At 68.9% G+C, this 25,402-nt stretch carries 26 protein-coding genes, 2 pseudogenes and 1 other annotated feature; of the genes and pseudogenes, 16 read left to right on the top strand and 12 right to left on the bottom strand.

Annotation, left to right across the window (positions count from 1 at the left end):
• Positions 1–89: 89 nt before the first annotated feature.
• Positions 90–1,595 carry a dihydrolipoyl dehydrogenase family protein gene (locus ABFT43_RS00140; protein ID WP_347958381.1) on the bottom strand — a complete coding sequence of 502 codons (1,506 nt, stop codon included), beginning with the start codon at positions 1,593–1,595 and terminating at the stop codon, positions 90–92.
• A 112-nt stretch (positions 1,596–1,707) separates the two neighbouring features.
• On the opposite strand from ABFT43_RS00140, the gene ABFT43_RS00135 reads away from it, so the two are divergent.
• Positions 1,708–3,807 carry a M13 family metallopeptidase gene (locus ABFT43_RS00135; RefSeq protein WP_347958380.1) on the top strand — a complete coding sequence of 700 codons (2,100 nt, stop codon included), beginning with the start codon at positions 1,708–1,710 and terminating at the stop codon, positions 3,805–3,807.
• Positions 3,804–4,490 (top strand): potassium channel family protein, encoded by a 687-nt coding sequence (locus tag ABFT43_RS00130; protein ID WP_347958379.1) that lies wholly within the window; start codon positions 3,804–3,806, stop codon positions 4,488–4,490. Before ABFT43_RS00135 ends, ABFT43_RS00130 begins: the two co-directional genes overlap by 4 nt.
• A 97-nt stretch (positions 4,491–4,587) precedes the next feature.
• Here the strand turns inward: ABFT43_RS00130 and ABFT43_RS00125 are convergent, their stop codons facing one another.
• Positions 4,588–5,715 (bottom strand): NDMA-dependent alcohol dehydrogenase, encoded by a 1,128-nt coding sequence (locus ABFT43_RS00125; RefSeq protein ID WP_347958378.1) that lies wholly within the window; start codon positions 5,713–5,715, stop codon positions 4,588–4,590.
• Positions 5,716–5,947: 232 nt separating this feature from the next.
• Between ABFT43_RS00125 and ABFT43_RS00120 the strand changes: the two genes are divergently transcribed.
• Together ABFT43_RS00120 and ABFT43_RS00115 are read left to right on the top strand one after the other, a co-directional pair.
• Positions 5,948–8,065, top strand: a complete 2,118-nt coding sequence (locus tag ABFT43_RS00120) for an MMPL family transporter (protein ID WP_347958377.1) — start codon at positions 5,948–5,950, stop codon at positions 8,063–8,065.
• Between the two features lie 130 nt (positions 8,066–8,195).
• On the top strand, positions 8,196–9,152 hold the full coding sequence (locus ABFT43_RS00115; RefSeq protein ID WP_347958376.1) for a R2-like ligand-binding oxidase: 957 nt from the start codon (positions 8,196–8,198) through the stop codon (positions 9,150–9,152).
• A 28-nt stretch (positions 9,153–9,180) separates the two neighbouring features.
• Here ABFT43_RS00115 and ABFT43_RS00110 read toward each other — a convergent pair whose 3' ends face one another.
• From ABFT43_RS00110 to ABFT43_RS00090, 5 genes are read right to left on the bottom strand one after another with little or no spacing between them, the layout of a single operon-like run.
• Complete coding sequence (locus tag ABFT43_RS00110; protein ID WP_347958375.1) at positions 9,181–9,792, bottom strand: ATP-binding cassette domain-containing protein; 612 nt, start codon at positions 9,790–9,792, stop codon at positions 9,181–9,183.
• Positions 9,789–10,553 carry an ATP-binding cassette domain-containing protein gene (locus ABFT43_RS00105; RefSeq protein ID WP_347958374.1) on the bottom strand — a complete coding sequence of 255 codons (765 nt, stop codon included), beginning with the start codon at positions 10,551–10,553 and terminating at the stop codon, positions 9,789–9,791. The genes ABFT43_RS00110 and ABFT43_RS00105 overlap by 4 nt, the downstream gene beginning before the upstream one ends.
• On the bottom strand, positions 10,550–11,404 hold the full coding sequence (locus ABFT43_RS00100; RefSeq protein WP_457590079.1) for an ABC transporter permease: 855 nt from the start codon (positions 11,402–11,404) through the stop codon (positions 10,550–10,552). The genes ABFT43_RS00105 and ABFT43_RS00100 overlap by 4 nt, the downstream gene beginning before the upstream one ends.
• Positions 11,401–12,471 (bottom strand): ABC transporter permease, encoded by a 1,071-nt coding sequence (locus ABFT43_RS00095; protein WP_347958373.1) that lies wholly within the window; start codon positions 12,469–12,471, stop codon positions 11,401–11,403. The genes ABFT43_RS00100 and ABFT43_RS00095 overlap by 4 nt, the downstream gene beginning before the upstream one ends.
• A gap of 1 nt (position 12,472) precedes the next feature.
• Positions 12,473–14,104 (bottom strand): ABC transporter substrate-binding protein, encoded by a 1,632-nt coding sequence (locus ABFT43_RS00090; protein WP_347958372.1) that lies wholly within the window; start codon positions 14,102–14,104, stop codon positions 12,473–12,475.
• A 77-nt stretch (positions 14,105–14,181) separates the two neighbouring features.
• On the opposite strand from ABFT43_RS00090, the gene ABFT43_RS00085 reads away from it, so the two are divergent.
• From ABFT43_RS00085 to ABFT43_RS00070, 4 genes and pseudogenes are all read left to right on the top strand, one after another.
• A complete protein-coding gene (locus tag ABFT43_RS00085; protein WP_347958371.1) occupies positions 14,182–14,526 on the top strand; it encodes an ArsR/SmtB family transcription factor in 345 nt (114 codons plus the stop codon).
• Between the two features lie 32 nt (positions 14,527–14,558).
• Positions 14,559–15,416, top strand: a complete 858-nt coding sequence (locus ABFT43_RS00080; RefSeq protein ID WP_347958370.1) for an alpha/beta fold hydrolase — start codon at positions 14,559–14,561, stop codon at positions 15,414–15,416.
• Positions 15,417–15,904: 488 nt separating this feature from the next.
• On the top strand, positions 15,905–16,579 hold the full coding sequence (locus ABFT43_RS00075) for a slipin family protein (protein WP_347958369.1): 675 nt from the start codon (positions 15,905–15,907) through the stop codon (positions 16,577–16,579).
• 200 nt (positions 16,580–16,779) lie between these two features.
• Positions 16,780–17,034 (top strand): annotated as a pseudogene (locus ABFT43_RS00070) (helix-turn-helix domain-containing protein); the annotation flags it as partial.
• Between the two features lie 40 nt (positions 17,035–17,074).
• On the opposite strand, the pseudogene ABFT43_RS00065 reads toward ABFT43_RS00070, so the two are convergent.
• Together ABFT43_RS00065 and ABFT43_RS00060 are read right to left on the bottom strand one after the other, a co-directional pair.
• Positions 17,075–17,656: pseudogene (locus ABFT43_RS00065) on the bottom strand (integrase core domain-containing protein); the annotation flags it as partial.
• Positions 17,657–17,794: 138 nt separating this feature from the next.
• The gene (locus ABFT43_RS00060; RefSeq protein ID WP_006902582.1) at positions 17,795–18,349 is read right to left on the bottom strand and encodes a helix-turn-helix domain-containing protein; all 555 of its coding nucleotides are present in this window, start codon (positions 18,347–18,349) and stop codon (positions 17,795–17,797) included.
• Between the two features lie 73 nt (positions 18,350–18,422).
• Between ABFT43_RS00060 and ABFT43_RS00055 the strand changes: the two genes are divergently transcribed.
• Positions 18,423–19,367 carry an NAD(P)/FAD-dependent oxidoreductase gene (locus ABFT43_RS00055; protein WP_347958368.1) on the top strand — a complete coding sequence of 315 codons (945 nt, stop codon included), beginning with the start codon at positions 18,423–18,425 and terminating at the stop codon, positions 19,365–19,367.
• Between the two features lie 46 nt (positions 19,368–19,413).
• On the opposite strand, the gene map is transcribed toward ABFT43_RS00055, so the two are convergent.
• Complete coding sequence (map, locus tag ABFT43_RS00050) at positions 19,414–20,190, bottom strand: type I methionyl aminopeptidase (protein ID WP_109239680.1); 777 nt, start codon at positions 20,188–20,190, stop codon at positions 19,414–19,416.
• 68 nt (positions 20,191–20,258) lie between these two features.
• Here map and ABFT43_RS00045 point away from each other — a divergent pair, with 68 nt between their 5' ends.
• Complete coding sequence (locus ABFT43_RS00045) at positions 20,259–20,555, top strand: helix-turn-helix transcriptional regulator (protein ID WP_006902578.1); 297 nt, start codon at positions 20,259–20,261, stop codon at positions 20,553–20,555.
• 34 nt (positions 20,556–20,589) lie between these two features.
• Here ABFT43_RS00045 and ABFT43_RS00040 read toward each other — a convergent pair whose 3' ends face one another.
• Positions 20,590–21,561 carry a GlxA family transcriptional regulator gene (locus ABFT43_RS00040; protein ID WP_347958367.1) on the bottom strand — a complete coding sequence of 324 codons (972 nt, stop codon included), beginning with the start codon at positions 21,559–21,561 and terminating at the stop codon, positions 20,590–20,592.
• A 162-nt stretch (positions 21,562–21,723) separates the two neighbouring features.
• Here ABFT43_RS00040 and ABFT43_RS00035 point away from each other — a divergent pair, with 162 nt between their 5' ends.
• The 4 genes from ABFT43_RS00035 to ABFT43_RS00020 are packed head-to-tail and all read left to right on the top strand — an operon-like array spanning position 21,724 to position 23,519.
• Positions 21,724–22,401, top strand: coding sequence for a DJ-1/PfpI family protein (locus ABFT43_RS00035; protein WP_347958366.1), 678 nt, complete (start codon positions 21,724–21,726; stop codon positions 22,399–22,401).
• A gap of 37 nt (positions 22,402–22,438) precedes the next feature.
• Positions 22,439–22,756: a hypothetical protein gene (locus ABFT43_RS00030; protein ID WP_222114211.1), complete on the top strand. Its 318-nt coding sequence runs from the start codon at positions 22,439–22,441 to the stop codon at positions 22,754–22,756.
• Positions 22,753–23,238 carry a hypothetical protein gene (locus ABFT43_RS00025; RefSeq protein WP_347958365.1) on the top strand — a complete coding sequence of 162 codons (486 nt, stop codon included), beginning with the start codon at positions 22,753–22,755 and terminating at the stop codon, positions 23,236–23,238. Before ABFT43_RS00030 ends, ABFT43_RS00025 begins: the two co-directional genes overlap by 4 nt.
• An 11-nt stretch (positions 23,239–23,249) precedes the next feature.
• The gene (locus ABFT43_RS00020) at positions 23,250–23,519 is read left to right on the top strand and encodes a hypothetical protein (protein ID WP_347958364.1); all 270 of its coding nucleotides are present in this window, start codon (positions 23,250–23,252) and stop codon (positions 23,517–23,519) included.
• A 170-nt stretch (positions 23,520–23,689) separates the two neighbouring features.
• Here ABFT43_RS00020 and ABFT43_RS00015 read toward each other — a convergent pair whose 3' ends face one another.
• Complete coding sequence (locus ABFT43_RS00015) at positions 23,690–24,169, bottom strand: SGNH/GDSL hydrolase family protein (protein WP_347958363.1); 480 nt, start codon at positions 24,167–24,169, stop codon at positions 23,690–23,692.
• Positions 24,170–24,313: 144 nt separating this feature from the next.
• On the opposite strand from ABFT43_RS00015, the gene ABFT43_RS00010 reads away from it, so the two are divergent.
• Entirely contained in the window at positions 24,314–24,631 is a 318-nt protein-coding gene (locus ABFT43_RS00010; protein ID WP_004022138.1) for a transposase, read from the top strand.
• Positions 24,592–24,723, top strand: a sequence feature (AL1L pseudoknot). Its footprint overlaps the gene before it by 40 nt.
• Positions 24,634–25,281, top strand: a complete 648-nt coding sequence (locus ABFT43_RS00005; protein ID WP_347958362.1) for an IS3 family transposase — start codon at positions 24,634–24,636, stop codon at positions 25,279–25,281. (Overlaps the previous feature by 90 nt.)
• The last annotated feature ends 121 nt before the right edge of the window (positions 25,282–25,402 follow it).

The following is a 25,402-nucleotide window of genomic DNA, read 5'->3' as shown; positions in this document are numbered from 1 at the left end:
CAGACCAGTACCGTCGGCAGGATCGCAGGCTTGCCCGACAACCGCGACCTCCAGGGCGTGATTGTCGGGCGAACTCGCGATTCCTCCGGTCAGCGCAACTGGTCCAGCAGACGCAGCCACACCTCGCTCACGGTCGGGTACGACGGGACGGCGTGCCAGAGCCTCGACAGCGACACCTCGCCGACGATCGCGACGGTCGCCGAGTGCACCAGTTCGGCGGTCTGCGCCCCGACGAAGGTCGCGCCGACGAGGACATCCCGGGCCGCGTCGACGACGAGGCAGGCATGCCCCGAGTGGTCGGGGTCCACCAGGTACGACCCGGCGACCGCGATATCGCCCTCGACGGCACGCACGTCGAGACCCGCCTTCGCGGCACCCGCGCGGGTCAGCCCGACCGAGGCGATCTCCGGCCGGGTGAACACGACCTGCCCGACCGCGCCGTGATCGGAACTCGCGGTGTGACGCGGGTCGTCGAGCGACCGCTCCTCGGCGCGTGCCGCGATCACGTCGCCGGCGACACGGGCCTGATACTTGCCCATGTGCGTCAATGCGTTGCGGCCGTTGACATCTCCGACCGCATACAACCACGGATGGCCGGACACGGTCATATGGTCGTCCACGCGCAGTGGCCCGCCGGGTTCCACGCCGATCGCGTCGAGCCCCACATCCGTTGTGGCGGGAGCCCTTCCGGCGGCGACCAGGATCTCGTCGACGACGATCTCACCGGCCCCGTCCCCACCGAGCCGCACCGACGCCGAACCTCCGTGGCGGCGGCCGTAGCCGGTGGCCGCGGCGTCGGGCCGGTCGACGGACTCGATCGTCGTGCCGAACCGGATGTCCGCGCCCCGGTCGCGCAGGGCATCGGCGACGCACTCACCCGCGAACGGTTCCATCCGCGGCAACAGCCGATCACCCCGGATCGCCATCACGAGCTCGCGCACCCCGAGATCCAACAGCCAGGTCGCGGCCTCGCATGCCACCACCCCACCGCCGAGCACCAGCATCCGATCGGGGATGTCGACGAGGTTGGTGGCGTCCCGCGACGTCCACGGCAGGGCCTCCCGCAGTCCGGGGATCGGCGGTATGGACGCGGTGCTGCCGGTCGCGACGACGACCGCCTCGCGCGCGGTGAGCACCCGGCCGCCGACGTCCACCCGCCTCTCCCCGACGATGCGCCCGTGCCCGCGGATCACCTCGATGCCCGCGCCCTCGGCCCACCGCACCTGTCCGGCATCATCGTGAGTGACCCCGTCGTGAGTGCCCCCGTATTGAGTGCCCCGGGCGTGAGTGACCCGGGCGGAGTCCACGCGTCCGGTTACCGTGTCCCGCCAGGAGAGGACCGCCCCGGGATCGGGCCCGGACGCGGCGAGCCGTTCGCGGGCGCCGGAGAGTGCGCGGGCGGCATCGAGGGCGTTGCCGGGCCCGAGGAGTGCCTTGCTGGGCATGCAGGCCCAGTACGAGCACTCCCCGCCCATCAGTTCGTGTTCGACGATCGCGGCGGTGCGATCGCTTCCCCTGATCGCGTAGTCGGCGACGTTCTCGCCGACCGGTCCGCCGCCGATCACGACGACGTCATACACGTCTTGTCCCGCCATGAATCCACGGTAGGGACCCGCCCCGCGCATCCGCTCGGTTTCGCGCCATACGGCCATCCGGCGGTTACGCCGTGACCGAACGCGGCTGACGGATCGCGACCGCGGTGACAGGATGGAACGCGTGACTGTTTCGCACACCGACCTCAAGTCCGGCCTCGACCTCGAGTGGGTCGACGAGTCCGTCCGCGTCCAGGACGACCTGTTCGCACACGTCAACGGCAAGTGGCTCGAATCGCACGTGATCCCCGACGACCGGTCGGTCGACGGCGCCTTCCACGTGCTGCGCGACAACTCCGAGGAGAACGTCCGCGACATCATCACCGAGTGCGCCGCGTCGAACCCGGAGAGCGGGACGGACGAACAGAAGATCGGCGACCTCTACGCCTCCTTCATGGACACCGACCACATCGAGGCGCTCGGCATCGGGCCGATCACCGGCGAGCTGGAGAAGATTGCCGCCATCGACTCGGTCGACGCACTCGCGCGCCGCATCGGACGCCTGCAGCGCCACGGCGCCGGCGGCCTCTTCGGCTACTACGTCGACACCGACGCCAGGCGGTCCGACCGCTACCTGGTGCACGTCACCCAGTCCGGGCTCGGCCTGCCCGACGAGTCGTACTACCGGGAGGACAAGCACGCCGCCACGCGTGACGCCTATGTCGCGCACGTGGAGCGCATGTTCGCCCTCGCCGGGTTCGACGACGCCGCCGCGCGCGCCGCGGTGATCCTCGACCTCGAGACCGCGATCGCCGCCCAGCACTGGGACGTCGTGCGCCGGCGCGACGCCGAGCTCACCTACAACCTGATGTCCCTCGACGAGTTCTCCTCCACCGCAGATGGTTTCCCGATCGGCGAGTGGCTGGGCGGGCTGGGCACCACCGGCGAGCCCACCTTCGCCGAGGTCGTCGTCGCGCAGCCGTCCTTCGTGTCCGGCGCGGCGTCGCTGATCGCCTCGCGTCCGCTGGAGGAGTGGAAGACCTGGTTGACGTGGCGTCTGCTGCGGTCGGCCGCCCCGTACCTGTCGTCGGCCTTCGTCGACGAGAACTTCGACTTCTACGGCCGCACGCTGACGGGCGCGGAGACCATCCGCGACCGCTGGAAGCGTGGCGTGGCGTTCGTCGAGGACGCGATGGGCTTCGCCGTCGGCAAGCTGTACGTGGCCAAGCACTTCCCGCCGGAGGCCAAGGCCCGGATGGACGAGCTGATCGCCAACCTCGTCGAGGCCTACCGCCGCAACATCTCCGAGCTGCCGTGGATGACCCCCGAGACCCGGGAGAAGGCACTGGCCAAGCTCGACAAGTTCAACCCGAAGATCGGCTACCCGGCCCACTGGCGCGATTACAGCGCGCTGACCGTCGACCGGGGCGACCTCATCGGGAACGTCGCCCGCGCCTCGTCGTTCGAGCAGGACCGCGAGTTCGGCAAGATCGGCATGCCCGTCGACCGCGACGAGTGGTTCATGACCCCGCAGACGGTCAACGCCTACTACAACCCGGGCATGAACGAGATCGTGTTCCCGGCCGCCATCCTGCAGCCGCCGTTCTTCGACCCGGAGGCCGACGACGCGGCCAACTACGGCGGCATCGGCGCGGTCATCGGCCACGAGATCGGCCACGGTTTCGACGACCAGGGCTCCAAGTACGACGGCGACGGCAACCTCGTGAACTGGTGGACCGACGACGACCGGACCGAGTTCTCCAAGCGCACACGCAAACTCATCGAGCAGTACAACGAGTTCACCCCGACCGGGCTCGACCCCGAGCACAAGGTCAACGGCGAGTTCACCATCGGCGAGAACATCGGCGACCTGGGCGGCCTGTCGATCGCGCTGAAGGCCTACCAGATCGCCACCGAGGGCGCCGGGAGCGCAGCGAGCGGGCCCCATGCCGAGGGCGCCGGGAGCGCAGCGAGCGGGCCCCATGACACCGGCGCCGGGAGCGCAGCGAGCGGGCCCGATGCCGACGGAACGGAGCCGCCGGTGATCGACGGGCTCACGGGCGTGCAGCGGGTGTTCTTCAGCTGGGCGCAGATCTGGCGGACCAAGACCCGTGACGCCGAGGCGATCCGGCGCCTGTCGATCGATCCGCACTCGCCGCCGGAGTTCCGCTGCAACGGCGTCGTCCGCAACATCGACGCCTTCTACGAGGCGTTCGACGTCAAGCCGGGCGACGCGCTGTACCTCGACGAGGACCAGCGGGTCCGGATCTGGTGAACGGGACGACCGGCGCCGGCGGGTCGGCAGACGACGCCCCGGCGCCGGAGTCTCCGGCCCAGGCCCCCACGGCCCAGAAGACCCCCATAACACAGACCCCCACATCACAGACCCCCGCAACGCGGACCCCGGCACCACGGCCGGGTCCCGAGCGGCAGCGGGATCCGCGCACCCCGCCGGCGGCGGTCGGCCGCCGGGACCTGACCGTCGCGCTGCTGCGCCCGATCGGCATCGCGATCGTGTTGCTCGCCTGCTACTTCCTGCTGCCGATCGACAAGGCGAGCAGCCTCAACACGGTCGGGCTCGTCCTCGGCGCGATCCTGCTGGGGTCGTTCTGCGTGTGGGAGGTGCGCAAGTTCACCCGCTCCGTGCATCCCGTCGCGGCCGCGATGGAGATGCTGGTGGCCCTGGCGTCGTTCTACATCGTCGCCTTCGCGACGACGTACTTCCTGTTCTCCGAGTACGCCCCGGGCAGCTTCAACGAGCGGCTCACCCGGGTCGACGCACTCTACTTCTGTCTCACGGTCTTCACCACGACCGGTTTCGGCGACATCGCCGCTGTCTCGCAGGGCGCGCGGGTCGCCGTGTCGCTGCAGATGGGGAGCACGCTGGTGCTGGTCGGGCTGGGGCTGAGGTTCCTCAACCTGCTGATCAACCAGCGACGCCAGGTCACCCGCGGGTGACCTGGCGTCGCCGAGAGACCACAGGGTCCGGCCCTGCTCCGGGTGTTGCACCCGGCCGGACCCCGGTGGTCATGGTCCGTCGCTCATCGGCATCTCATCAGTAGTCGTCGTCCCCGTAGACGACCATGCCGCGGATGTTGTTGCCCGCCAGCATGTCGTCGTATGCCTCGTTGATCTGGTCGAGCCGGTAGGTCTTGGTGACCAGATCGTCGAGGTTCAGCTTGCCCGCGCGGTATTCGTTGAGCAGCGCGGGCACCTGCGTGCGCGGGCTCGCGCCGCCGAAGATCGCGCCCTGGACCCGCTTCTGCATGAGAGTCAGGTCGAAGAGGTTCATCTGCGCGTCCATCGCCGCGAAGTTGCCCATGCCCACGACGACGACCTGGCCGCCCTTGCCGGTGAGGGCGAGCGCCGGGGCGATCATCGACCCGTCGATCTCGCCGACGGTGAGGATCGTCGTGTTGGCCATCCGCCCCCACGTGATGTCGCCGAGCGCCTCGAGCGCCTCCTCCATCGAGGAGAAGGTGTGCGTCGCGCCCATCTCCTCGGCCATCTGCAGCTTGAAGGGCACTGGATCGACGGCGATGACGTGGCGGGCACCGGCCGCCGCGGCACCCTGGACCGCGTTGATGCCGACGCCGCCGATGCCGACCACGACCACGGTGTCGCCGGCATGCGTCCCGCCGATCTCGACCGCCGAGCCCCAGCCGGTCGCGACGCCGCAGCCGAGCAGCGCCGCGGTCTGCAGCGGGATGTCGTCCTCGATCTTCACCAGCGAGGCCTGGTTGACGGTGATGTACGGAGCGAACGTCCCGAGCATGCACATCTGCACGAGGGGCAGACCGTCGTGGGTGTGCGCCCGGTGGGTGTCGTCGGCGATCGAGAGTCCGGTGAGGAGTCTGGCACCCTCGTCGCAGATGTTCTGCTGGCCCCGCGAGCAGGGTTCGCAGGTGCCGCAGGCCGGGATGAACGCGGTGACGACGTGGTCACCCTCCTTCAGGCGGGTGACGCCCGGACCGACCTTGGTCACGACGCCCGCACCCTCGTGACCGCCGAGCACCGGCATGGGTGCGGGGCTGTCGCCGGTGCGAAGGTGATGGTCGCTGTGGCACAGACCCGAACTGACCAGCCTCACCTGGACCTCGCCGGGTACCGGATCGCCGAGTTCGAACTCCTCGATCTTCCATTCCTCACCCGGATTCCGGAGAATTGCACCCTTGGTCTTCACATGTGCTCCTTGCTCGTGCGCCCTGGAACGTGCGTCAGATATCGCCGACTGCTTATGCGACGTACGTCACATGCTGGACCACCGACGATGTCGTTCGCAGGCGATTCACGCGATCCGTGTCACGTGATCGACCCGATCCCATCCGCCCCGCCACGGGCGCCGAATCCGGTGCATGCGACCGTCCTCGAGCCCTTCCACGGATTCCGGTGCGACGACGTGGAACGATGACCCCATGCCGGACAAGACCGTTTCGCGTCCCCGCCCCACCCCGAAGCTGCGCTGGCTGATCCCGGCACTCCTGCTGCTGGGGTGGCTGATCATCGGCGGCGTCACCGGCCCGTTCGCCGGCAAGCTCGCGGGCGTCTCGAGCAACGACAACAGCACGTTCCTCCCCGCGTCGGCGGAGTCGACGCAGGTGCAGAAGCTGCTCGCCGACTTCCAGGACACCGACGAGATCCCCGCCATCGTGATCGCCGAGCGGCCGAGCGGGATCACGCCCGGCGACCTGCAGTTCCTACAGTCCACGACCTCCGGGCTGGCCGGGACCCCCGGATTCGGGGACGCGGTCTCGCCCCCGATCCCGTCGGCCGACCGTCAGGCCGCCGAGGTCTTCGTCCCGGTGTCCTCCTCCGACGACCCGGCCGAGACCGTGGAGACCCTGCGGGACAAGCTCGCGAACGCCCCGGACGGCCTGACCGTCAAGGTCACCGGTCCGGCCGGGCAGGTGGCCGACCTGGGCGAGGCCTTCGCCGGCATCGACGGCCTGCTGCTACTCGTCGCGGGCGCGGTGGTCATCCTCATCCTGATCGTCGTCTACCGCAGCCCGATCCTGCCGTTCGTCGTCATCATCTCCGCGGTGTTCGCGCTCGGTCTCGCGTCGGGCCTGGTCTACTTCCTCACCAAGCAGGGCGTCCTCGACCTCAACGGCCAGAGCCAGGGCATCCTGTTCATCCTCGTCTTCGGCGCCGCCACCGACTACGCGTTGCTGCTGGTCTCCCGCTTCCGGGAGGAGCTGATCACCACCGAGGACAAGTACGCGGCGATCCGGCAGGCCTGGCGCGCGACGATCGAGCCGATCGCGGCGTCGGCCGGCACCGTGATCGCCGGTGTCCTGTGTCTGCTGCTCAGTGACCTGAACTCCAACAAGAGCCTCGGTCCGATCGCGGCCATCGGCATCGTCGCCTCCTTCCTGGCGTCGATGACCTTCCTGCCGGCGGCGCTCACCCTGCTCGGCCGCACCGCGTTCTGGCCGCTGCGTCCCGCGTACGCGCCCGACACCGATCCGGACACCGGCACCGCCCATCGCCTGTGGAAGCGGATCGCCGACGTGGTCGCGTCCAAGCCGCGCGTCATCTGGGTCGGCACCCTCGTGGTGTTGCTCATCGGCGCCGCGTTCGCCCCGGCGTTCAAGGCCGACGGCATCGCGTCGAGCGACTTCTTCATGGGCACCGTGGAGTCGGTCGAGGGTGCGGAGATCCAGGCGAGGCACTTCGACGCCGGCAGCGGCACCCCGACCTACGTCATCGCCGACCAGGGCGCCGGCACCGCCGTTCTCGACGCCGTCCGCGCCACCGACGGCGTGGCGTCGGCGCAGTTCATGGAGGAGAACGGGGCGCCGATGGTGCGCGACGGCAAGGTCGCGATCTCGGCGACCCTGACCGACAACGCCGAGTCGCTGGCCGCCCAAGACACCGTCGCCGACATCCGCTCCGCGGTCCACGACATCCCGGACGCGGACGCACTGGTCGGCGGCACGAGCGCCATCGACCTCGACACCCGCGAGACCGCGATCCACGACCGGAACCTGATCATCCCGATCGTCCTGATCGTCGTGTTCGTAGTGCTGGTGGCCCTGCTGCGCAGCATCGTCGCGCCCCTGATCCTGCTGGCGTCGACGGTGCTGTCCTTCGCCACGACCCTGGGCGTGGCGGCGCTCCTGTTCAACGGCCCGTTCGGCTTCCCGGGCGCCGACCCGGTGGTCCCGCTGTTCGCATTCGTGTTCCTCGTCGCGCTGGGCATCGACTACAACATCTTCCTCATGACGCGCGTGCGGGAGGAGGCGCTGCGCAGCGGCACGCGGATCGGCATGATCCGCGGTCTCACCGCGACCGGCGGCGTCATCACCTCCGCCGGCGTCGTGCTGGCGGCGACGTTCGCGGCCCTGGCCGTGATCCCGCTGATGTTCCTGGTGCAGGTGGCCTTCCTCGTCGCCTTCGGCGTCCTCATCGACACGCTCATCGTGCGCACGTTGCTGGTCCCCGCCCTCACCCTCGACATCGGACCCAGGATCTGGTGGCCGAGTGCGCTCGCGAAGAAGGAAGACGCCACCGCCGATTCGTCGGCGGCCTGATCGGCCCGGCCCTCGATCCCGTGCCATAAGTTCAGTTCCGCCAAGATAATTCAGCGAAGTTGATGCCCGCGCGGCGGGAAAGCGTTAGCGTCGGGTATTCCCATCTCTTCGTCGGCTGGCTGGTGATCCAATGACCCTGATCGAGCACACGGAGTCTCACCGCGAGGACTTCTCGTCGTTGCGGCGGGGAGGTCTCAACTGGGACTCATTTCCGTTGCGTCTCTTCATCAAAGGCAACTCTCGCTTCTGGGATCCGATCGCGATCGACTTCTCGCGCGACGCCCAGGACTGGGAGGAACTCAACGACGAGCAGCGCCGCAGCGCAACGTATCTCGTCAGCCAGTTCATCGCCGGCGAGGAGGCCGTGACCCAGGACATCCAACCCTTCATGAAGGCGATGGCGGCCGAGGGACGCTTCGGCGACGAGATGTACCTGTCGCAGTTCTGTTTCGAAGAGGCCAAGCACACGCAGGTGTTCCGCATGTGGATGGACACCGTCGGGCTCACCGGGGACCTGCAGTCCTTCGTCGCCGACAACCCCAACTACCGACGCCTCTTCTACGAGGAGCTGCCCGAGTCGCTCCACGCCCTCGACCACGACCCGTCGCCGCGCAACCAGATCCGTGCGAGCGTCACCTACAACCACGTGATCGAGGGCAGCCTCGCCCTCACCGGCTACCACGCCTGGCAGAAGGTCTGCTCCCGCTTCGGCATCTTCCCGGGGATGCAGACTCTGATCCGCTTCATCAGCGACGACGAGCGGCGGCACATGGCGTGGGGCACCTTCACGTGCCGTCGCCACGTCGCCGCCGACGACTCCCTGTGGGAGACCGTGGGCGAGCGGATGAACGAGCTGCTGCCGCTGGCCCTGGGCATGATCGACTGGGTCAACGAGCAGTTCGACGAGCAGCCGTTCGGGCTCGACAACAACGAGTTCCTGGAGTACGCCGCCGACCGGGCCCAGCGTCGCGTCTCGGCGATCGAGTCCGCGCGCGGCCGCTCGGTCGCCGAGATCGACGTCGACTACTCGCCAGAGGTCCTCGAGGACGCCATGGGCGAGGACGACGCCGTCCGGCTGCAGACGTAGGAGCGAGACCTCCGGCAGGTCGGATCGGTCACCGCCCGTCCAGCTCCACCACCCGGCCACTGCGCGCTTCGACGATCCGGCGCTGGTGGCTGACCAGCACCATCCCGGCGCCGTCGTCGACGAGTTGCTGCAGCAGCGCGATCACCGCACGCGTCGAGATCGGGTCGAGCATCGCGGTCGGCTCGTCGGCGAGGACGAATCGCGGCTTCTGCACCATCAGTCGTCCCAGGCAGGCGCGCTGCACCTGACCGTCGGACACCTGCGACGGCCGACGGTCGAGCAGCGCGGGATCGAGGCCGACGCGATCGGCGATCGCCTCGACGTCGCAGCCGGCGCCGGCGATCGCCGCGGGTTCACCGACGATGCGCCGCAGCGCCCACCGCGGGTTGGTCACCAGCCGGGGGTGCTGGGACAGCAGGCCGATGTCACCGGGCCCATACCCGAAACCCACATGCTCGACCCTGCCCGCCGCCGGTGCGGCGAGTCCGGCGAGGATGCGCAGCAGCGTGGTCTTGCCGCTCCCGGACCGGCCGACCACGCCGACGACGGTCCCGGCGTCGACGCGGATGTCCACGCCGGAGAACACCTCCGTGTCCCCGTGGCGTGCGGCGAGCCCCCGTCCGGCGAGCGCGACCCTCATGCGACCGGCTCGAAGAAGGCGCCGACGTACTCGTCGCCGGAATCCCTGAGCGCGGCGACCGGCCCCCGGTCGACGACCCGTCCGGCCCGCATGACGGCGATCGAGTCACAACCACCGGTCAGCGCGTCGATGTCGTGGGTGATCACGAGGACGGCCACACCGCGACTCGCGGTGTCGGCGAGCAGAGCCCAGATCGACGAGCCGAGCTCGGGATCGAGAGCCGAGGTCGGTTCGTCGGCCACCAGTACGAGCGGGTCGCCGGCCAGCGCTGCGGCGATCGCGGCCCGCTGGGCCATCCCACCGGACAGCTCGTGCGGATACAGCTGCAGCGCGGCCGGGTCCAGGTGCACGGTCCGGCACAGCTCCACCGCGTCGCGTGTTCCGCCGAGCACGCCGATCACCTCCTCAAGCTGCGCTCCGATCGTCCGGACGGGGGTGAACGACGTGGCCGCCGACTGCGGCACCAGCCCGACGCGCTTCCCGCGCAGTCCCCGCCACCGCGGGTCCCGCCCGGCGATCTGCTCGCCATCCAGCTGCTCGCCGTCCAGCCACAGCCGGCCGGTCACCGCCGCCCCGGCGGGTAGCAACCCGCACAACGCGGCCGCGACCATCGATTTCCCGCACCCCGATTCCCCGATCAGCACCGACACCGCGCCGGCGGGCACGTCGAGCGTCACGTCGTCGAGGACACGCGCCCGCGGAGCACGCCGGCCCCGTCCGGTCGCGATGTCGACGCTCACCCCGTCCAGCCGGGCGCTCACCGCCACACCTCCCCGGCCGGCGGGGTCGACGCCCGGCGCAGCGAGGAGGCGGCGGCCGCGCATGCGAGCGCCGTGACCATCAGCGCCGCACCCGGCACGACCAGGGTCCACCACGCGCCGGTGAGCACATCGCCGCGCGCCTGTCCGAGCAGCGTCCCCAGGCTCGCCTCGTCCGGGGACAGGCCGACGCCGAGGAAGGACAGCGTCGTCTCGTGCCACACCGCGTGCGGCAGCAGCACGGTCATGGCCACCAGGACCTGCCCGCCGACGGCCGGCCCCAGGTGGCGGGTCGCGATGAAGGTGCGCGACGCCCCGGCCAGGCGCGCCGCTTCCACCCAGCCGGCGGTGCGCGCCTCGAGCAGTTCCGCCCGCACCACCCGGGCGACGGCGGGCCAGTGCGTGAGCGCGATCGACGCGATGATCGCGACCGGCTCGCCGCGCCACATCGCGGCGATGACCACCCCGACGACGAGATGCGGCAGGGCGTTGACCCCGTCCACGACGCGCATCACGACGGCGTCCACCCATCCGCCGGCCGTCACCGATGCGACGCCGACGACCACGCCGAGAACGGTCGCCAGGACCGCGCATGCGAGGGCGATCAGCAGGGAGATCCGCAGGCCCTCCGCCGTGCGGACCCCCAGGTCGTAGCCGGAGTGGTCGGTTCCCAGCAGGGTGCCCGCGCCGGGAGCCCGCAGTGCCCGGCCGAAGTCGGCGGCCTGCTCGCCCGCGAGCATCGGCCAGCCGAGCGCGACGGCCGCCACGACCACCAGCACCGCCCACGGCAGCAACCGTCCGGCCCGCCCGAAGGCCGCCCCGGTGCCGCCGGCCGCGCCGATCGTCGCGGTCACGCGCGCAGTCCGATCCGCGGGTCGATCCACACCGCCGCGGCGTCCGAGACCGCCGACCCGATCAGGACCAGGACCGCCGAGCCGACCGCCAGCGGTGCGAGCAGCGAGAAGTCCAGCGCCACCGCCGAATCCACGAGCGCCTCGGCGAGACCGGGCCAGCCGAACACGCTCTCCACGATCGCCGCACCGGCGACGAGTTCGGGCAGCCGTGTTCCCAGGAGGGCCAGGGTGGGCAGCACCGAGACCGGGACCACGTGCCCCCGCAGCAGCGCCCAACCGCCGATCCCGCGGGCGCGGGCGCCCCGCACGGCCTCGGAGGCCGCGGCATCGACGACGGCGGCCCGCATCGTCAGCAACAGCCACGGGATCATCGAGATGGTCAGCGCCAGACAGGGCAGCACCCCGTGGGTGAACAGCCCCGCCACGGTGTACGCGTCGCCCGGGCGCCGGGCGCCCGCTGCGGGGAGCCATCCGAGCCCCACCGCGAAGACGCTCACGAGCACCAGCGAGACGACGAACGGCGGTGTGGCGGCGAGCATCGCGGCCGCACCCGTGCACACCCGGTCGAGCAGGCCGCCACGTCGCATGCCGGTGAGAGCGCCGAGAACGATCGCGATCACCGTGGCGAACAGCAGCGCGAGCAACGACATCCCCAGTGTGAACGGCAGACGGTCGACGATCACGTCCGTCACCGGTCGGCTCTGCGTGGATGACCATCCGGCGTCGCCGGAGAAGACGTCGCCCCACCACCGCCACCACGCGCCGAACCAGTGACCGTCGAGACCGTGGGCCTGCGTCACCGCCTCACGCTGCGACGCCGTCGCCGACTGGTAGTCGTCGCCGAGGTGCTCGGTCAACGGATCCAACGGCGACGCGGCCGCGACCGCGAACACCCCGAGGGAGACCAGCACGACGGTCGGGATCATCATCAGCAGCCGACGCCCCAGGAGTCCGACGACGCGACGCCCCCGCGTGCGGCGGGGGACGCTCCCGGAATCCGACGAACAACGCTGCGCTGCAACCTCTTCGCCAGGCGATTGCGTGTTCGGGGCCAGCTGCGTGGTCACGTCAGGCCTCCGGCGACCAGGACGGGAGGTTCCACCACGGCCCCCAGATCACCCCGTGCGAGTGGGGCTCGAGGATCGGCGCGTCATGCGTCCAGCCGGCACTGCGGGCGACGTAGGTGTGATGGACGAAGGCGAGGAAGACCTGGGACGGCTCTGCGGAGTAGATCTGCTGGATGCGGCGATAGCGTTCGTCGTTTCCCGGTCCGGGAGCGGATTCCCGTGCGGCGTCGAGCATCTCGTCGAGTCCGGGGGCGGTGAAGTCACCGGGGTTGGAGTACGGCGAGGAGCCGGGCACCCGGGTGTGGAGGGCGTCGTAGACCTGTGAGTCGATGCTGTACGGCGTCTCGCCGCCGCCGAGCAGGGCACCGGCGGTTGCCAGCTTCGTCTCGATCTCGTCCCAGCTGGTGCCGCGGGTCAGCACCTCGACGCCGATCTTCTTCATCGCCGCGGCGAAGGCCACCGCGAGGTCGCGGCGGAGCGTGTCGCCGGCGTTGTACAGCAACGGAAACGAGGCGCGGACCCCGTTGCGGACCCGGATTCCGTCCTCACCGGGCCGCCAGCCGGCCGCGTCCAGGACGCGCTGTGCGGCATCCCGGTCGTACGGGAACTGCGCCGATTCGTCGTAGGCGTCCCCGTATGCGCGGGAGATCGGTGTGCTCGCCGGTTCCCCGTCGCCGTCGAGCACGTCTTCCACCAACGCCTTTCGGTCGATCCCCAGGTTCATCGCGCGGCGTGCCGCCGGATCGGCGGTGAAGTCGTTGCGGGCCGGCAGCGAGACGCCTCGCCAGTCGGCAGAGGCCACGTCCACGACGTCCAGGTCGTCGCGTCCCTCGAAGCCGGCGGCGAGGCGCGGCGGCAGGCTCGCCCCGTCGACCTCCCCGGTCTGCAGGAGCTGCGCCCGGCTGTTGTCGTCGGGCACATGCGTGTACACGACGCGTCGCATCGCCGGCGTCCCGTCGCGATGGTCTTCGCGAGCGACGAGGATCGCCTGGTCGGGATCGAGCGAGTCCAGGCGGTACGGCCCGGTTCCGACCGGGTCGGTGTTGAGCGCCCACTGTGCGGCGGGGATCCGCTCCACGCGCTCGGCGGGGACGATACCCAGGAGCAGATACGGAGACGGGTCGGCATCGGTGGCCATGGTCACCGTGACCGATTGCGGCCCATCGGCTTTCATCTCGACGATCGGGGCGAGATAGGTGGAGACCGCCGACGCGACCGCCGGGTCGACGGCCGCACGATAGGTGGCGACCACGTCGGCGGAGTCGAACGGCGTGCCGTCGGAGAAGGTCACTCCGGTCTTGAGCGGGACCCGCCACACCCGGGGTGCGATGCGTTCCGGCCTCGACGCCGCCAGTGCCGGCACGAGGTCGGGCAAGCGCTCGTCGGAGTCGGCGCCGGGTGCCAGGAGACCCTCGTAGATCGGCGACACCCCCAGTCGGCCGTAGCCGAGCAGCGGATTGAACTCGCCCGGCGCCTGCGCCTCGGCGAGGACAATCCGATCCGTTGGCCCGCGGCCGGGGCCGGCGTCTCCCGAACAGGCGGCGAGACCGCCGAGGGCGACGGCGGCGGCGAGCGCGGCGACGAGCACCCGCCGTCCGCGGCGGTCGGACCGGCGGCCAATACGTGTCGTCACAGACACATGTTCGCGCAGACACACGTCCGCCGCCACTCCACCACCGATGCGACCGCCCGCTGGTGTATATCGAGAGGGTGGGACACGCAGAGAGGCACGCCGCGGCCGACTTCGACGCGGACTCGTGGGCTGCGCGTTTCACCCTGCTCAGCGACCCGACCCGACTGAGGATCGTGGCCGAGATGCATGCGCACCCGGGATCGACGGTGGCCGAGCTGGCCTCGGCCATCGGCATCACCGAGAACGCGGCGTCCCAGTCGATCCGCGCCCTTCGCGACCAGGGTTGGGTGCGGTCGGAGAAGGTCGGCCGCCGGGTCCACTACGAGGTCGTCGGCGACGCCATCGTGCACCGCATCCTCCACGACATCATCGGCGTCGGGCACATCACCCGAGGTCAGGGACACGATCACGAACACCCGTGACAACGGATTAGAACACGTTCTACTCTGTTCGCGTGGATGTGAGCTACGAAGCGACCAAACGGGAACTGCCGACCGACCAGGGAACCCTGCGCTACCATGAGGCGGGCGACGCCGACGCGCCGCCGCTGATCCTGCTGCACGGTTCGGGCCCGGGCGTCACCGGCTGGCGGAACTACCGCGGCAACCTCGGTCACTTCGCGCAGACCCACCACTGCTACGTCCTCGAGTTCCCCGGCTTCGGCGTGAGCGACCCCGTGGAAGGGCATCCGGTCCTGACCGCGGGCGGCTCGGTCATCCGTTTCATGGACGCCCTCGGCATCGACAAGGCCGCCATGATCGGAAACTCGATGGGCGGCGTCGTCGGCGTCAACCTCGCCATCAAGAAGCCCGACCGTGTGGAGAAGCTCGTCACCATCGGCGGCGTCGGGCCGAACCTGTTCAGCCCCAGCCCGAGTGAGGGCCTGCGTCTCCTGCAGGAGTTCACCGACGCCCCCGACAAGGACAAGCTCGTCCGGTGGCTGAACTCGATGGTCTACGACCGGTCGCTGATCACCGACGAGCTCATCGAGGAGCGATGGCAGGCGGCGATCAACCCCGACGCCCAGAAGACCGCCCAGATGATGTACGGCTCAGCGGCTTTCGAGATGCAACAGAAGTTCATGGCCGCCTCCGACACCCCGCCGTACTGGGCGAGCATGCACAAGGTCGCGTGCCCGACGATGCTCACCTGGGGCCGCGACGACCGCGTGAGCCCGCCGGACATGGCGCTGGTCCCGATGCGCCTCATCCCCGACGCCGAGTTGCACATCTTCCCCAAGTGCGGGCACTGGGTGATGATCGAGGCCAAGAACGCCTTCGAGGCGGCGGTCACCTCGTTCCTCACACGCTGAGTTCCGCGCTGCGACTGCGGGTGTCGACGCCCGGCCCACGGCAGGTGCCCGCGGGCGGGTGCGGAGACGCCGGGTCGGACGCCACGCTCCACCACCCTGCGGGGTCTCCTGATGTGCACTCGAGCATCGGGCGGGGAGACCGGCCGCCGATAATCGATTGCCCGCGGTGTCGTTCCGGTGGCATAGTTCTCGCTCGGCACGAGACAAGCAGGCCCGAGCGGGCTACCGCACGGCGTTCCTGCGCGTCGGAAACTCGTGTCTCCCAATGGTTCACACATGGTAAGGGCCACGGCCCCCAGGTTCGAGTCCTGACCGGCGCCGCTCCCGGGACACCCGGGCGCGGTCGGTCCTGCGGTCGACGCCCCCGGTCCTCGTGACCGCGACGATCGACCCCACCGGCCGGGCCGCCCGCGAGCGGCGCCGCCGTGCCATGAGCCCCGGGATCACCTGACGACAGGCATTGCGGCGCAACGGGAAGGAGGATCGCGATGCTGTTCTTCACCACGATCACGGTCCTGCCGGGACACGTCGTGCTGGCCTATCGCGGTGACACGGTGACGACCCTGGAGCCGGGCCGTCACCTCGTCCGCACCCCGCATTCGGCACGGAGCATCGACATGCGTGAGCGACTCGTCCCGGTCGCGGCTCAGGAGGTGCTCACGGCCGACGCGATGTCGGTCCGTGTCTCGATGTCGTTGCGCATCCGCGTCACCGACCCGGTCGCATTAGTCGACCGGGCCGAGGACCCGGTCGCCTCGGTCTATCTGGCGGCTCAGCTCGCGCTGCGCGAGACGTGCGCGTCCGTCACCGCCGACGACCTGATCCGCCGCGGCGACACGCTCGACGTCGAGGCGATCCAATCGGCGGCCGCCGATGTCGGCGCCCGCCTCGGCCTCGTCGTGCTCGGCGTCGTGATCCGCGACGTCATCCTGCCGGCCGAGGTCCGCAGCGCCGCACTCGAACTGGTCACCGCGAAGACGCGCGGCCTGGCGAAACTCGAGGCAGCCCGCGCCGAGACGGCGTCCCTGCGCGCACTCGCCAACGCAGGTCGTCTGCTCGATGCCCATCCGGCGCTCGCGCAGCTGCGCCTCGTCGAGTCGGTCCCGCACGGCGCACGCGTCGTGCTCAGCGTCGGCGGCGCCGAGGTGTCGCCGGCCGACTGAGCGCGCGCTCACGACCCTGTCCTTCCACCTTCGAAACGGATGGTGGAAGGACAGGACAGCCCCTCTGACGGCGCTCATCGAAATTCCCCAGTGATGCTCACCTAAGTTGCCCACCCGTGTGGCTCCGCCAGCGAAGGCGGGCCTCCCGAGATGCTGATGGTCTCTGACCACGCACCAGCTCCAGGGAGGCCCGCTTTCTCATGTTGACATGGGAGGATGATGTGGAAGTACACGCACTACGCAAACGGGGGTGGTCGATCTCGGCGATCGCCCGCCATACCGGGCATGACCGCAAGACCATCCGGGCGTATCTGAACGGGGTGCGCTCACCGGGCCAACGCAAGAAGCCGGATGAGGATCCGTTCGAACCGTTCGCGCCCTACGTGACCGCACGCCTGGCCGAGGATCCGCATCTGTGGGCGCGCACGCTGTGCGACGAACTCGAAGAACTCGGTGTTGACGACGCTGAGGGGGACCCATTCGATGGTCCAGTCGCTATGCGGCTTGGGGTTGGTGGGTCGTGGTCCACTGTAGGGCGAACTCGGCGGGGGTGAGTCCGTGGTGGGCCGAATGGGGTCGGTTGGCGTTGTAGTCGATCCTCCAGTCTTCGATGATGACCCGGGCTTCGCGCAGGGAGTCAAAGGGCCAGGAGTTGAGCAGCTCGTCGCGCAGGCGGCCGTTGAACGATTCGATCCAGGCGTTCTGCCACGGGGAGCCGGGGTCGATGAATAGTGATCCGGTGCCGTTGAATCGGCACCAGTCGTTGACGGCGTGAGCGACGAATTCCGGTCCGTTGTCGAACCGCACGTAGCACGGTGGACCATGTATCAGGGCCAGGCGGTCGAGAACATCAACCACGCCATCGGCGTTGATGACGCGGGCGACGTGGATCGCCAGGGCTTCGCGGGTGAACTCGTCGATCACGTTGAGTATTTTGATGGTTCGGCCGTCGGCGGTGGTGTCGAATTGGAAGTCCATCGCCCAGATCACGTTCGGCCGGATTGGGCACATCGCCCCAACCGCGGTCCCGATTCCGGTGAGCCGTTTCTTCCTGCGGCGCTGGGGAACTCGCAGCCCCGCTCACTCGGGAGGTGAGCGAGACGATGCCTGTCGCATCAGATGCGACACGACCGAACGCGCAGCGCCCTCGATCTGCAAGAGGCGTGGTGACCCGGAGGGTGGCAGTCAGGTTCAGGCGGTCTGGCACCCGAGGGCCTAATCCTGTGGGGTGGTGTGGGTGTGGATTCTGGCGCCGTCGCGATTGAAGATGCTGATCGCTTCGGCGCTGTCTGATCCTGCGGCGCTCATGCTGTGGGGGGTGCGGGTGTCGAACTCCGCGGCTTCGCCCGGCTCGAGAACGAGATCCTGGTCCCCGAGGATAAGCCGGAGCCGACCGCTCAGCACATAGATCCACTCATAACCGTCGTGCACCCGCGGTTCGGGCGCCTGCGGCCGTGGTGGGTATGTGATGCGGTAGGTCATGACCGGTGCATGTTCGGGGGCCAGGGGGACGATAACCAGACCGTCGCGGCGGATCGGCGGCCTGCGCACCCGCGGGTCGGGACGTTCGTCAGCGACCAGGTCGTCAACTCGGATACCGAGCCGTCGCGTCAACGGCACAAGCAGTTCGAGATTCGCCTGACGTTTACCCGATTCCAAACGCGAAAGCGTGCTTACCGACATGCCTGCGGCGGCTGCTAGCTCCTCCAGGGTCAGACCCTGTGATCGGCGGATCGCGCGCAGCCTCGACCCGATCCGTGCGCTCTCCATGTCCGCTTTCCCTTCTTTGCCATTACTGCAAGTTTCCTTGCTATTCTGCCAGACCTGGCCGGAGGATGCCGGTATGGCAGAAGAACTTTGGGATGCAGTGATAGTCGGCGCAGGTCCGGCGGGGTTGACCGCGGCGGTGATGCTCGGGCGCTCTCGCCGTCGTGTGCTCGTGATCGATGCGGGCAGTCCGCGCAATCGTTTCGCCGCGCACATGCACGGCGTGCTCGGCCATGACGGGCTCCCCCCGTCCGAGTTGCGCCGGCTCGGGCGCGCCGAAGCCCAGGGCTACGGAGTGGTCTTCCATGACGGGACCGTGCGGGAGGTCACCAACGTACCCGCCGGGGTGCGCGTGACCGCGGATGATGGTTCCGCCCACCAGGCGCGTACGCTAGTCATCGCCACCGGGCTGCGGGACGACCTGCCCGCGATCGGCGGGCTGGCCGAGCGGTGGGGCAAGACGGTGCTGCACTGCCCGTACTGTCATGGGTGGGAGGTTCGCAACCAGCACCTGGGCGTGCTTGCCACCTCACCGCTCGCCCTGCACCAGGTGGAGCTCGTGCGACAGCTCAGCGACCAGGTCACCTTCTTCTCCGCAGGCGCAGGCGACCTCTCCGCCGACGACGAGAAGCGCCTGGCCGCGCGCGGCATCCGGATCGAACCGGCGCCTGTCACCGAGATTCACGGGCCCGCCCCCGCGATCTCACAGGTCGCGCTTGCGGACGGCCGCACCGCCTCCGTCGATGCGATCTTCACCGCGGGCACCCTACACCCGCTTGACGAGTTCGTCGCCGGGCTGGACCTCGACCGCGTCGACACTCCCGTCGGCTCGTTCCTCAGCGTCGACCGCACCGGTCAGACCAGCCACGAACGTATCTGGGCTGCCGGGAACGTCGTCGACCCTGGCGCGAACGTGGCGATGTCACTCGGGGCCGGGGCCATCACCGGTGGCGTCGTCAACGCTCGACTCGCCAAAGAGGACACAGACACCGCCCTCGCCACGCCTGCGCGGGTGTCCTGACCGCGCACGCGGGCAGCGGCGGGTGCCGGTGACGCTATCGGGGCACCTATTGCTGTGGGAGGGTGAGGATCTCGGCGCCATGGTCGGTGATCGCGATGGTGTGCTCGGTGTGGGCGGTGCGGCATCCGGTTGCACTGCGCAGCGTCCACCCGTCATCCGGGTCGGTGATGAGCCGGTCGGTATCGGCCATCACCCACGGCTCCAAGGCCAGCAGCAGCCCGGGCCGCAGCCGGTATCCTCGGCCGGGTCGTCCCTTGTTGGACACGTGCGGGTCCTGGTGCATCGTCGATCCGATGCCGTGACCACCGAACTCGGTATTGATCAGGTAGCCGGCGCCCGACAGCACCTGCTCGATCGCGTGCGAGAGGTCCCCCAGCCGCAACCCCGGCGCGGCAATATGAATCGCGGCCACCAGCGCCCGTTCGGTGGCGTCGATCATCGCGACGTCCTGCGGGTTGCGGGTGTCGCCGACGATGAAGCTGATCGCGGCGTCCGCCGCGACCCCGTCCTTGATGACCGCGAGGTCGAGGGTGAGCAGGTCCCCATCCGCGAGGCGGTAGTCGCGTGGCATGCCGTGCAGCACGGCGTCGTTGACGGCGGTGCAGATGTAGTGCCCAAAGGGACCGCGCCCGAACGAGGGCGCATAGTCGACGTAGCATGAGGTCGCACCGGCAGCATCGATCATCTCCCGCGCCCACTGGTCAACCTGGAGCAGGTTCGTCCCGACCCGGCAGCGGGCCTTGAGGCGCTGGAGAACGTCGCCGACGATGCGGCCGGTGACCCGCGCCCGGTCCAGCTCGCTCGGAGTGAGGATCTCGATCATCCGGCACCTTCCCGCCAGGTCTCCAATACTTATACCGGTACGACTATACCGTGATTAGTATTGGTGGAATGGTCAGATTGCCGCTCACTCGCGAGGACGTCAAACGCGGGCAGCGGCTCGGAGAACTACTCCGTGTCGCGCGCGGTCCACGTTCGATCCTTGACGTCGCGATCGAGGCGGGGATCTCCCCCGAGACGTTGCGCAAGATCGAGACCGGCAGGGTCGCCACACCAGCGTTTCCCACCGTTGCCGCGGTCGCCATCGTGCTCGGCCTGTCCCTCGACGACCTCTGGGCCCAGATCAGCACACCCCACGGATCACCTCCGGAGGCGCTGACGTCAGCGGCGGTGTTGGCCTCGCGCTAACGACACCGCGCACGGACCTGCTCACCCGCGGTGTTCACCGGGTCGCCTCGTGGTTGTCGTATGGCGGACGGCCGGAGAATGTTGCGCGGTACTCGCTGGGAGAGACTCGGGTGGCGCGGCGGAACTGGTCGCGGAAGGCGCTGGGGCTGCTGAAGCCGACCTGTCGGGCGATGCGCTCGATGCTGTGGTCGGTGGTCTCCAGCAGCTCCTGCGCGTGCCGGATGCGCACACCGGTGACCCATTCCATGGGAGCCTGCCCGGTCTCCTGGTGAAAACGTCGGGTCAGAGTACGGATGCTCGTGTGGGCTGCTGTTGCGATGTCGGCGAGCGTGAGCGAACGGTGGGCGTTCTCCTCTATCCACACGAGCACGTCCTCCAGCGTGGCGGTGCGGTAGGTGGGCGGATTCCGGACGATGAACTGCGCCTGCCCTCCTGTGCGGTGCAGCGGCGCGACCGCCAACCGTGACGCGTGGGCGGCGACCGCTGCACCGAAGTCCCGACGGATCATGTGCAGGCACAGGTCCAGCCCTGCGGCCGCACCCGCCGAAGTGAGCACCTGCCCATTGTCGGTGTAGAGCACATCCGGCTCCACGATCACCCGCGGGAACAGTCGTGCGAGCAGATCGGTGGCGAGCCAGTGGGTCGTCGCGCGCTGCCCATCGAGGAGCCCTGCGTCTGCGAGCACGAACGCCCCCACGCAGATCGAAGCGATGCGCGTCCCCGCCGCCGCTGCCGCACGGAGCGCGTCCGCGACGCCGTCCGGGAGCGGCGCGGCCGCGTCGTTGCGCCCTGGAACCATGATCGTGTCCGCTCGCTCCAGCGCTTCGAGACCCACGCTCGTGGCGATCTGGAGGGGGCCCGCGTCGACCGTGGGCGCCGTCCCGGCGACGATCACCCGATACGCCAGGCGCCCGTCCGGGAGCGTCACACGACCAAACGTCTCCACTGCGGTGGCCAGATCGAACGCGATCACATCAGGAAGAGCGAGCGCGACGACGGTGTACATACCGTGCATCCTACAGATATTCAAGCGCGAGATTGACGTTCAGAACGCGTGGCCAGATTCCGGCGATTATTGGCCATCGGGCCGATTGTGCCCGATCGGAACAGGCCGGAGACTCGAGAGCGTCGCCGCCGTTTCCGCCAACGCAAGGGAGTTCCCGTGTCGATGTCCGTGCAGATCGTGCTGTTCGACGGGTTTGATCCGCTCGATGTGATCGCGCCGTTCGAGGTGTTCGTCGCAGGCAGCGAGTACTTCCTCGACAACGCACTCGACATCACTCTGGTCAGCGCCGAAGGGGCGCGCGATGTCGTCTCCGGCTCGCAGGGCCTCAGGCTCCGCGCGACGGCGGCGCTCGATCCCCACCGGCCGGGGATCGTGCTCGTGCCCGGTGCATCCGGGCCGGTTGACGGCGACCCCGACGAGGGCGCCGAGACGATCCCGGTCCTTTTGGCACGGTTCGCGGCGACCGGGGCGATCCCGCTCATCGCCAACGCGATGCGCGACCCCGACGTCCTGGTCACGGCAGTGTGCGGCGGCTCGCTCGCGCTGGCGATGGGCGGACTCTGCGAGGGCCGCAACGTCGTCACCCACACCCTCGGAATGCCACTGCTGGAGGCGACCGGCGCGACAGCGGTCAACGCCCGCGTCGTCGACGACGGCGACCTCGTCACCGCCGGCGGCGTCACCTCCGGGCTCGACCTGGCGCTCTACCTCTTAGAACGGCACTTCGGACCCCGGATCGCCCGCGCTGTCGAGGAACTCTTCGAGTACGAGCGACGCGGCACCGTCTGGCGCGCCGCCGGCAAGGCCCCTGCCACGGTGCCCGAAGCCCCCACGCCGTGAGCATCCGGACCTGAGAACGAAAGGAACACCAAAGCGAATGAACCCCATCTGCGGTGACTGGCGACTGAGGATGAAAACTCCCATCGGGACCATCGAAGCCAACTACCACTTCGAAGAACATGACGGTTCGGTCACCGGGACGGCGCACGGCGCGGGCGAAGCAGTCCCCCTGACCGACCTTGTGACCGAAGACACCCCAGATGGCCAGCACGCCACGTGGAGACAGCAGATCACCAAGCCCCTCCGGCTCAACCTCGACTACGACGTCACCATCACCGGCGACAGCCTCACCGGGGTATCCCGAGCCGGACGGTTGCCGCAAACCCACGTCACCGGAGCGAGGGTCACCCGATGAGCGCCTTCCTGCTGTCTGTTCACGTCCTCGCCGCGATCCTCACCATCGGGCCCGTCGCGATCGCCGCGAGCATGTTCCCCCGGTTCGCCCGGCTCGCACTGGCATCCCCGTACGATCCCCGAAAGGCCGCGGTGGCACGCACCCTGCACCGCGTCACCCGCGTCTACAGCGTGATCGCCGTCCTGGTGCCCGTGTTCGGGCTGGCCACAGCGGCGAGCATCGGCGTCCTCGGCGACGCGTGGCTGATCGCGTCGATGATCCTCACCGCGATCGCCGCGGTCCTGCTCATCGCCTTCATCCTGCCCAGACAGTCACGCCTCGTCCGCGCTCTCGACCCCGACGCAGCCGATCCGGCCCAGCCCTCGCTCGACCGGATCCCGGGGAGCCTGAGCATGGTCACCGGGATCTTCAACGTGGTGTGGGCCATCGTCGTCGTCCTCATGATCTACCGGCCGGGATCGACCACGGGAGTCGGGCTATGAGTCCACGCCGCATGCTCCAGATCGCAGGGACGGCCGAACTGGTCACCCTCATCCTCATGCTCGCCAACATGCTCACCGTGCATGCCCCCGCGATCTCGCAGATTCTCGGGCCGCTGCACGGCCTGGCGTACGTGGCCACCGTCATCACCGCGATCCTCGTCCGCGGTGACCGACACATCGTCTGGGTGCTCTCCCTCATCCCCGGCATCGGCGGACTCCTCGCCGCCCGCTCCGCCTCCCCTCAGCAACTCGATCGGCACATCCTCGACGAGGACGTGTAGCTCGGCCTGCGCCGGGGGCAGGATCAGCCGGTCGACGGCATGGTCACGACGGGCGCGCGCCGTACGAGCGGCATCGGACGGCCGCGACGCATCAGTCAGCTCATCGAATCCTCTACGAAGGCTAGGGATCTGGCTCGCTCAACGCAACGACTGGATCAACGCAGTCACTGTCACCTTGTGGTGGGGATCGCCCCCTCAACGCCGAAAACCTCCTCGGCGAACCTCTCCCCGAGAAGCCGGTGGGTGGCCGCATCAGGGTGGAGGTCGTCTGGGAGTGGATGTGACTGTGCATCGCTCGCCCCATAGAGGGCCATTCCGTCGAGTTGGAAAAGGTTCGGGTCGGACGCGGAACGGTCCTGAACTACCCGGTCGATGTCAGCGCGGATCGTGGCGAGATCAAGCTTTCCACTTCGGACCTCCGCTGGGTCGCCGACAGCGACGAATCTCGTCTCTCCCCGGGAGAGCGCGTCAGGGTCGAACGCTCCGGGCCCGGGTGTGTGTTCGAAGATCGGGCTCCACAGCGGGGTGACCAGCAGCAAAGGCGTGTCGGGGTGACCGTCCCGGATCACGTCGAGGAAGCCATGGAGTGCCGGGGTGAAAGCGCGACGGCGCATGAGATCCGCGTTGACGATGTTGATCCCCACTTTCACGGAGATTGTCAACGGCGGCTGAAAACTGACCCTTTATCGACGGTTGAATTTTGACCCCCTTGTGGTGTGGTTACTGGTCGGTGTTGACGAGTTGAACCGCCCCGGGTCTGTCGGAGGCTCTCGAACCTGTGAAGTATGGAGAGCATGGCAGCACCACGCAAGTACAGTGAGGAACTCAAGGACCGGGCCACCCGGATGGCATGTGAAGCGCGACGAGATCCCGATTCGTCGAGAGGTGCGATCAAGCGGATCGCCGATCAGCTCGGAGTCCATCCCGAGGCGTTGCGCAATTGGGTTCGTCAGGCCGAGATCGACGGCGGGGTCCGCCCGGGCACCACGAGTGAGGACGCTGACCGCATCGCGGCGTTGGAGCGGGAGAACCGTGAACTGCGGCGAGCGAACACGATCTTGAAGCAGGCTTCGGCTTTCTTTGCGGCGGAGATCGACCGCCCACAGCGCTGATCGTGGAGTTCGTCGCGGCTCATCACCGCGATGAACACGGAGTCGATCCGATCTGTGCGGCATTGCGCGATACGTCCGCCCAGATCGCTCCGTCCACGGTACGAGCCCACCTGAGCCCCCAGAAGACCGAGGCGCCTCGTGTGGTGCGTGACCGGGAGCTCCTTACCCAGGTCCGCGCGGTGCATGCCGACAACCTCGGCGTCTACGGTGCCCGCAAGGTGCATGCCCAATTGCGCAGACAGGGCCATAGTGTTGCCCGCTGCACCGTCGAGCGATTGATGAAAGCCGATGGGCTGCAAGGGATAGCGAGACTCAAGACACGCAAGACCACGCGCAGCGAGGGAGCTGAAACACCCCGGCCGGCTGACCGGGTCAACCGTCAGCTCACCGCGGCGGCACCGAACGCGTTGTGGGTGGCGGACCTGACCTACATCCGCACCCACTCGGGCTGGGTGTACGCGGCGTTCGTCCTGGACGTGTTCTCGCGGATGGTCGTCGGCTGGCAGGTCTCGACCACCATGCACACCGACCTCGCCCTCGACGCCCTGAACATGGGATTGTGGGCACGGTCGCGTGCCGGCCACGACGTGGCCGGGCTGATCCACCACTCCGACCGCGGAGTGCAAGGTGAATTCAACTGGTCGTCGTAACACCTCTATCAGGAGGTGTTCGATGGTTCGTCGTCAGCAGGCCGCGGACAGGGCGGTTCGTCCGAAGCTCCGCTCGCCGGGGCATCCGAAGTTTCAGAAACCCGTCGAGGCGGCGTTCTGG

The organism is Gordonia aurantiaca, assembly GCF_039939235.1.
GTDB lineage: Bacteria > Actinomycetota > Actinomycetes > Mycobacteriales > Mycobacteriaceae > Gordonia.
This window is presented reverse-complemented; position numbering and strand designations above follow the sequence as displayed.

Coding starts and splice junctions, on each gene's coding strand:
- ABFT43_RS00140 (WP_347958381.1), bottom strand. CDS start 1,595: ATGGCGGGACAAGACGTGTATGACGTCGTCGTGATCGGCGGCGGACCG.
- ABFT43_RS00135 (WP_347958380.1), top strand. CDS start 1,708: ATGGAACGCGTGACTGTTTCGCACACCGACCTCAAGTCCGGCCTCGAC.
- ABFT43_RS00120 (WP_347958377.1), top strand. CDS start 5,948: ATGCCGGACAAGACCGTTTCGCGTCCCCGCCCCACCCCGAAGCTGCGC.
- ABFT43_RS00115 (WP_347958376.1), top strand. CDS start 8,196: ATGACCCTGATCGAGCACACGGAGTCTCACCGCGAGGACTTCTCGTCG.
- ABFT43_RS00110 (WP_347958375.1), bottom strand. CDS start 9,792: ATGAGGGTCGCGCTCGCCGGACGGGGGCTCGCCGCACGCCACGGGGAC.
- ABFT43_RS00075 (WP_347958369.1), top strand. CDS start 15,905: ATGCTGTTCTTCACCACGATCACGGTCCTGCCGGGACACGTCGTGCTG.
- ABFT43_RS00060 (WP_006902582.1), bottom strand. CDS start 18,349: ATGGAGAGCGCACGGATCGGGTCGAGGCTGCGCGCGATCCGCCGATCA.
- ABFT43_RS00055 (WP_347958368.1), top strand. CDS start 18,423: ATGGCAGAAGAACTTTGGGATGCAGTGATAGTCGGCGCAGGTCCGGCG.
- map (WP_109239680.1), bottom strand. CDS start 20,190: ATGATCGAGATCCTCACTCCGAGCGAGCTGGACCGGGCGCGGGTCACC.
- ABFT43_RS00045 (WP_006902578.1), top strand. CDS start 20,259: ATGGTCAGATTGCCGCTCACTCGCGAGGACGTCAAACGCGGGCAGCGG.
- ABFT43_RS00040 (WP_347958367.1), bottom strand. CDS start 21,561: ATGTACACCGTCGTCGCGCTCGCTCTTCCTGATGTGATCGCGTTCGAT.
- ABFT43_RS00035 (WP_347958366.1), top strand. CDS start 21,724: ATGTCCGTGCAGATCGTGCTGTTCGACGGGTTTGATCCGCTCGATGTG.
- ABFT43_RS00030 (WP_222114211.1), top strand. CDS start 22,439: ATGAACCCCATCTGCGGTGACTGGCGACTGAGGATGAAAACTCCCATC.
- ABFT43_RS00025 (WP_347958365.1), top strand. CDS start 22,753: ATGAGCGCCTTCCTGCTGTCTGTTCACGTCCTCGCCGCGATCCTCACC.
- ABFT43_RS00020 (WP_347958364.1), top strand. CDS start 23,250: ATGCTCCAGATCGCAGGGACGGCCGAACTGGTCACCCTCATCCTCATG.
- ABFT43_RS00010 (WP_004022138.1), top strand. CDS start 24,314: ATGGCAGCACCACGCAAGTACAGTGAGGAACTCAAGGACCGGGCCACC.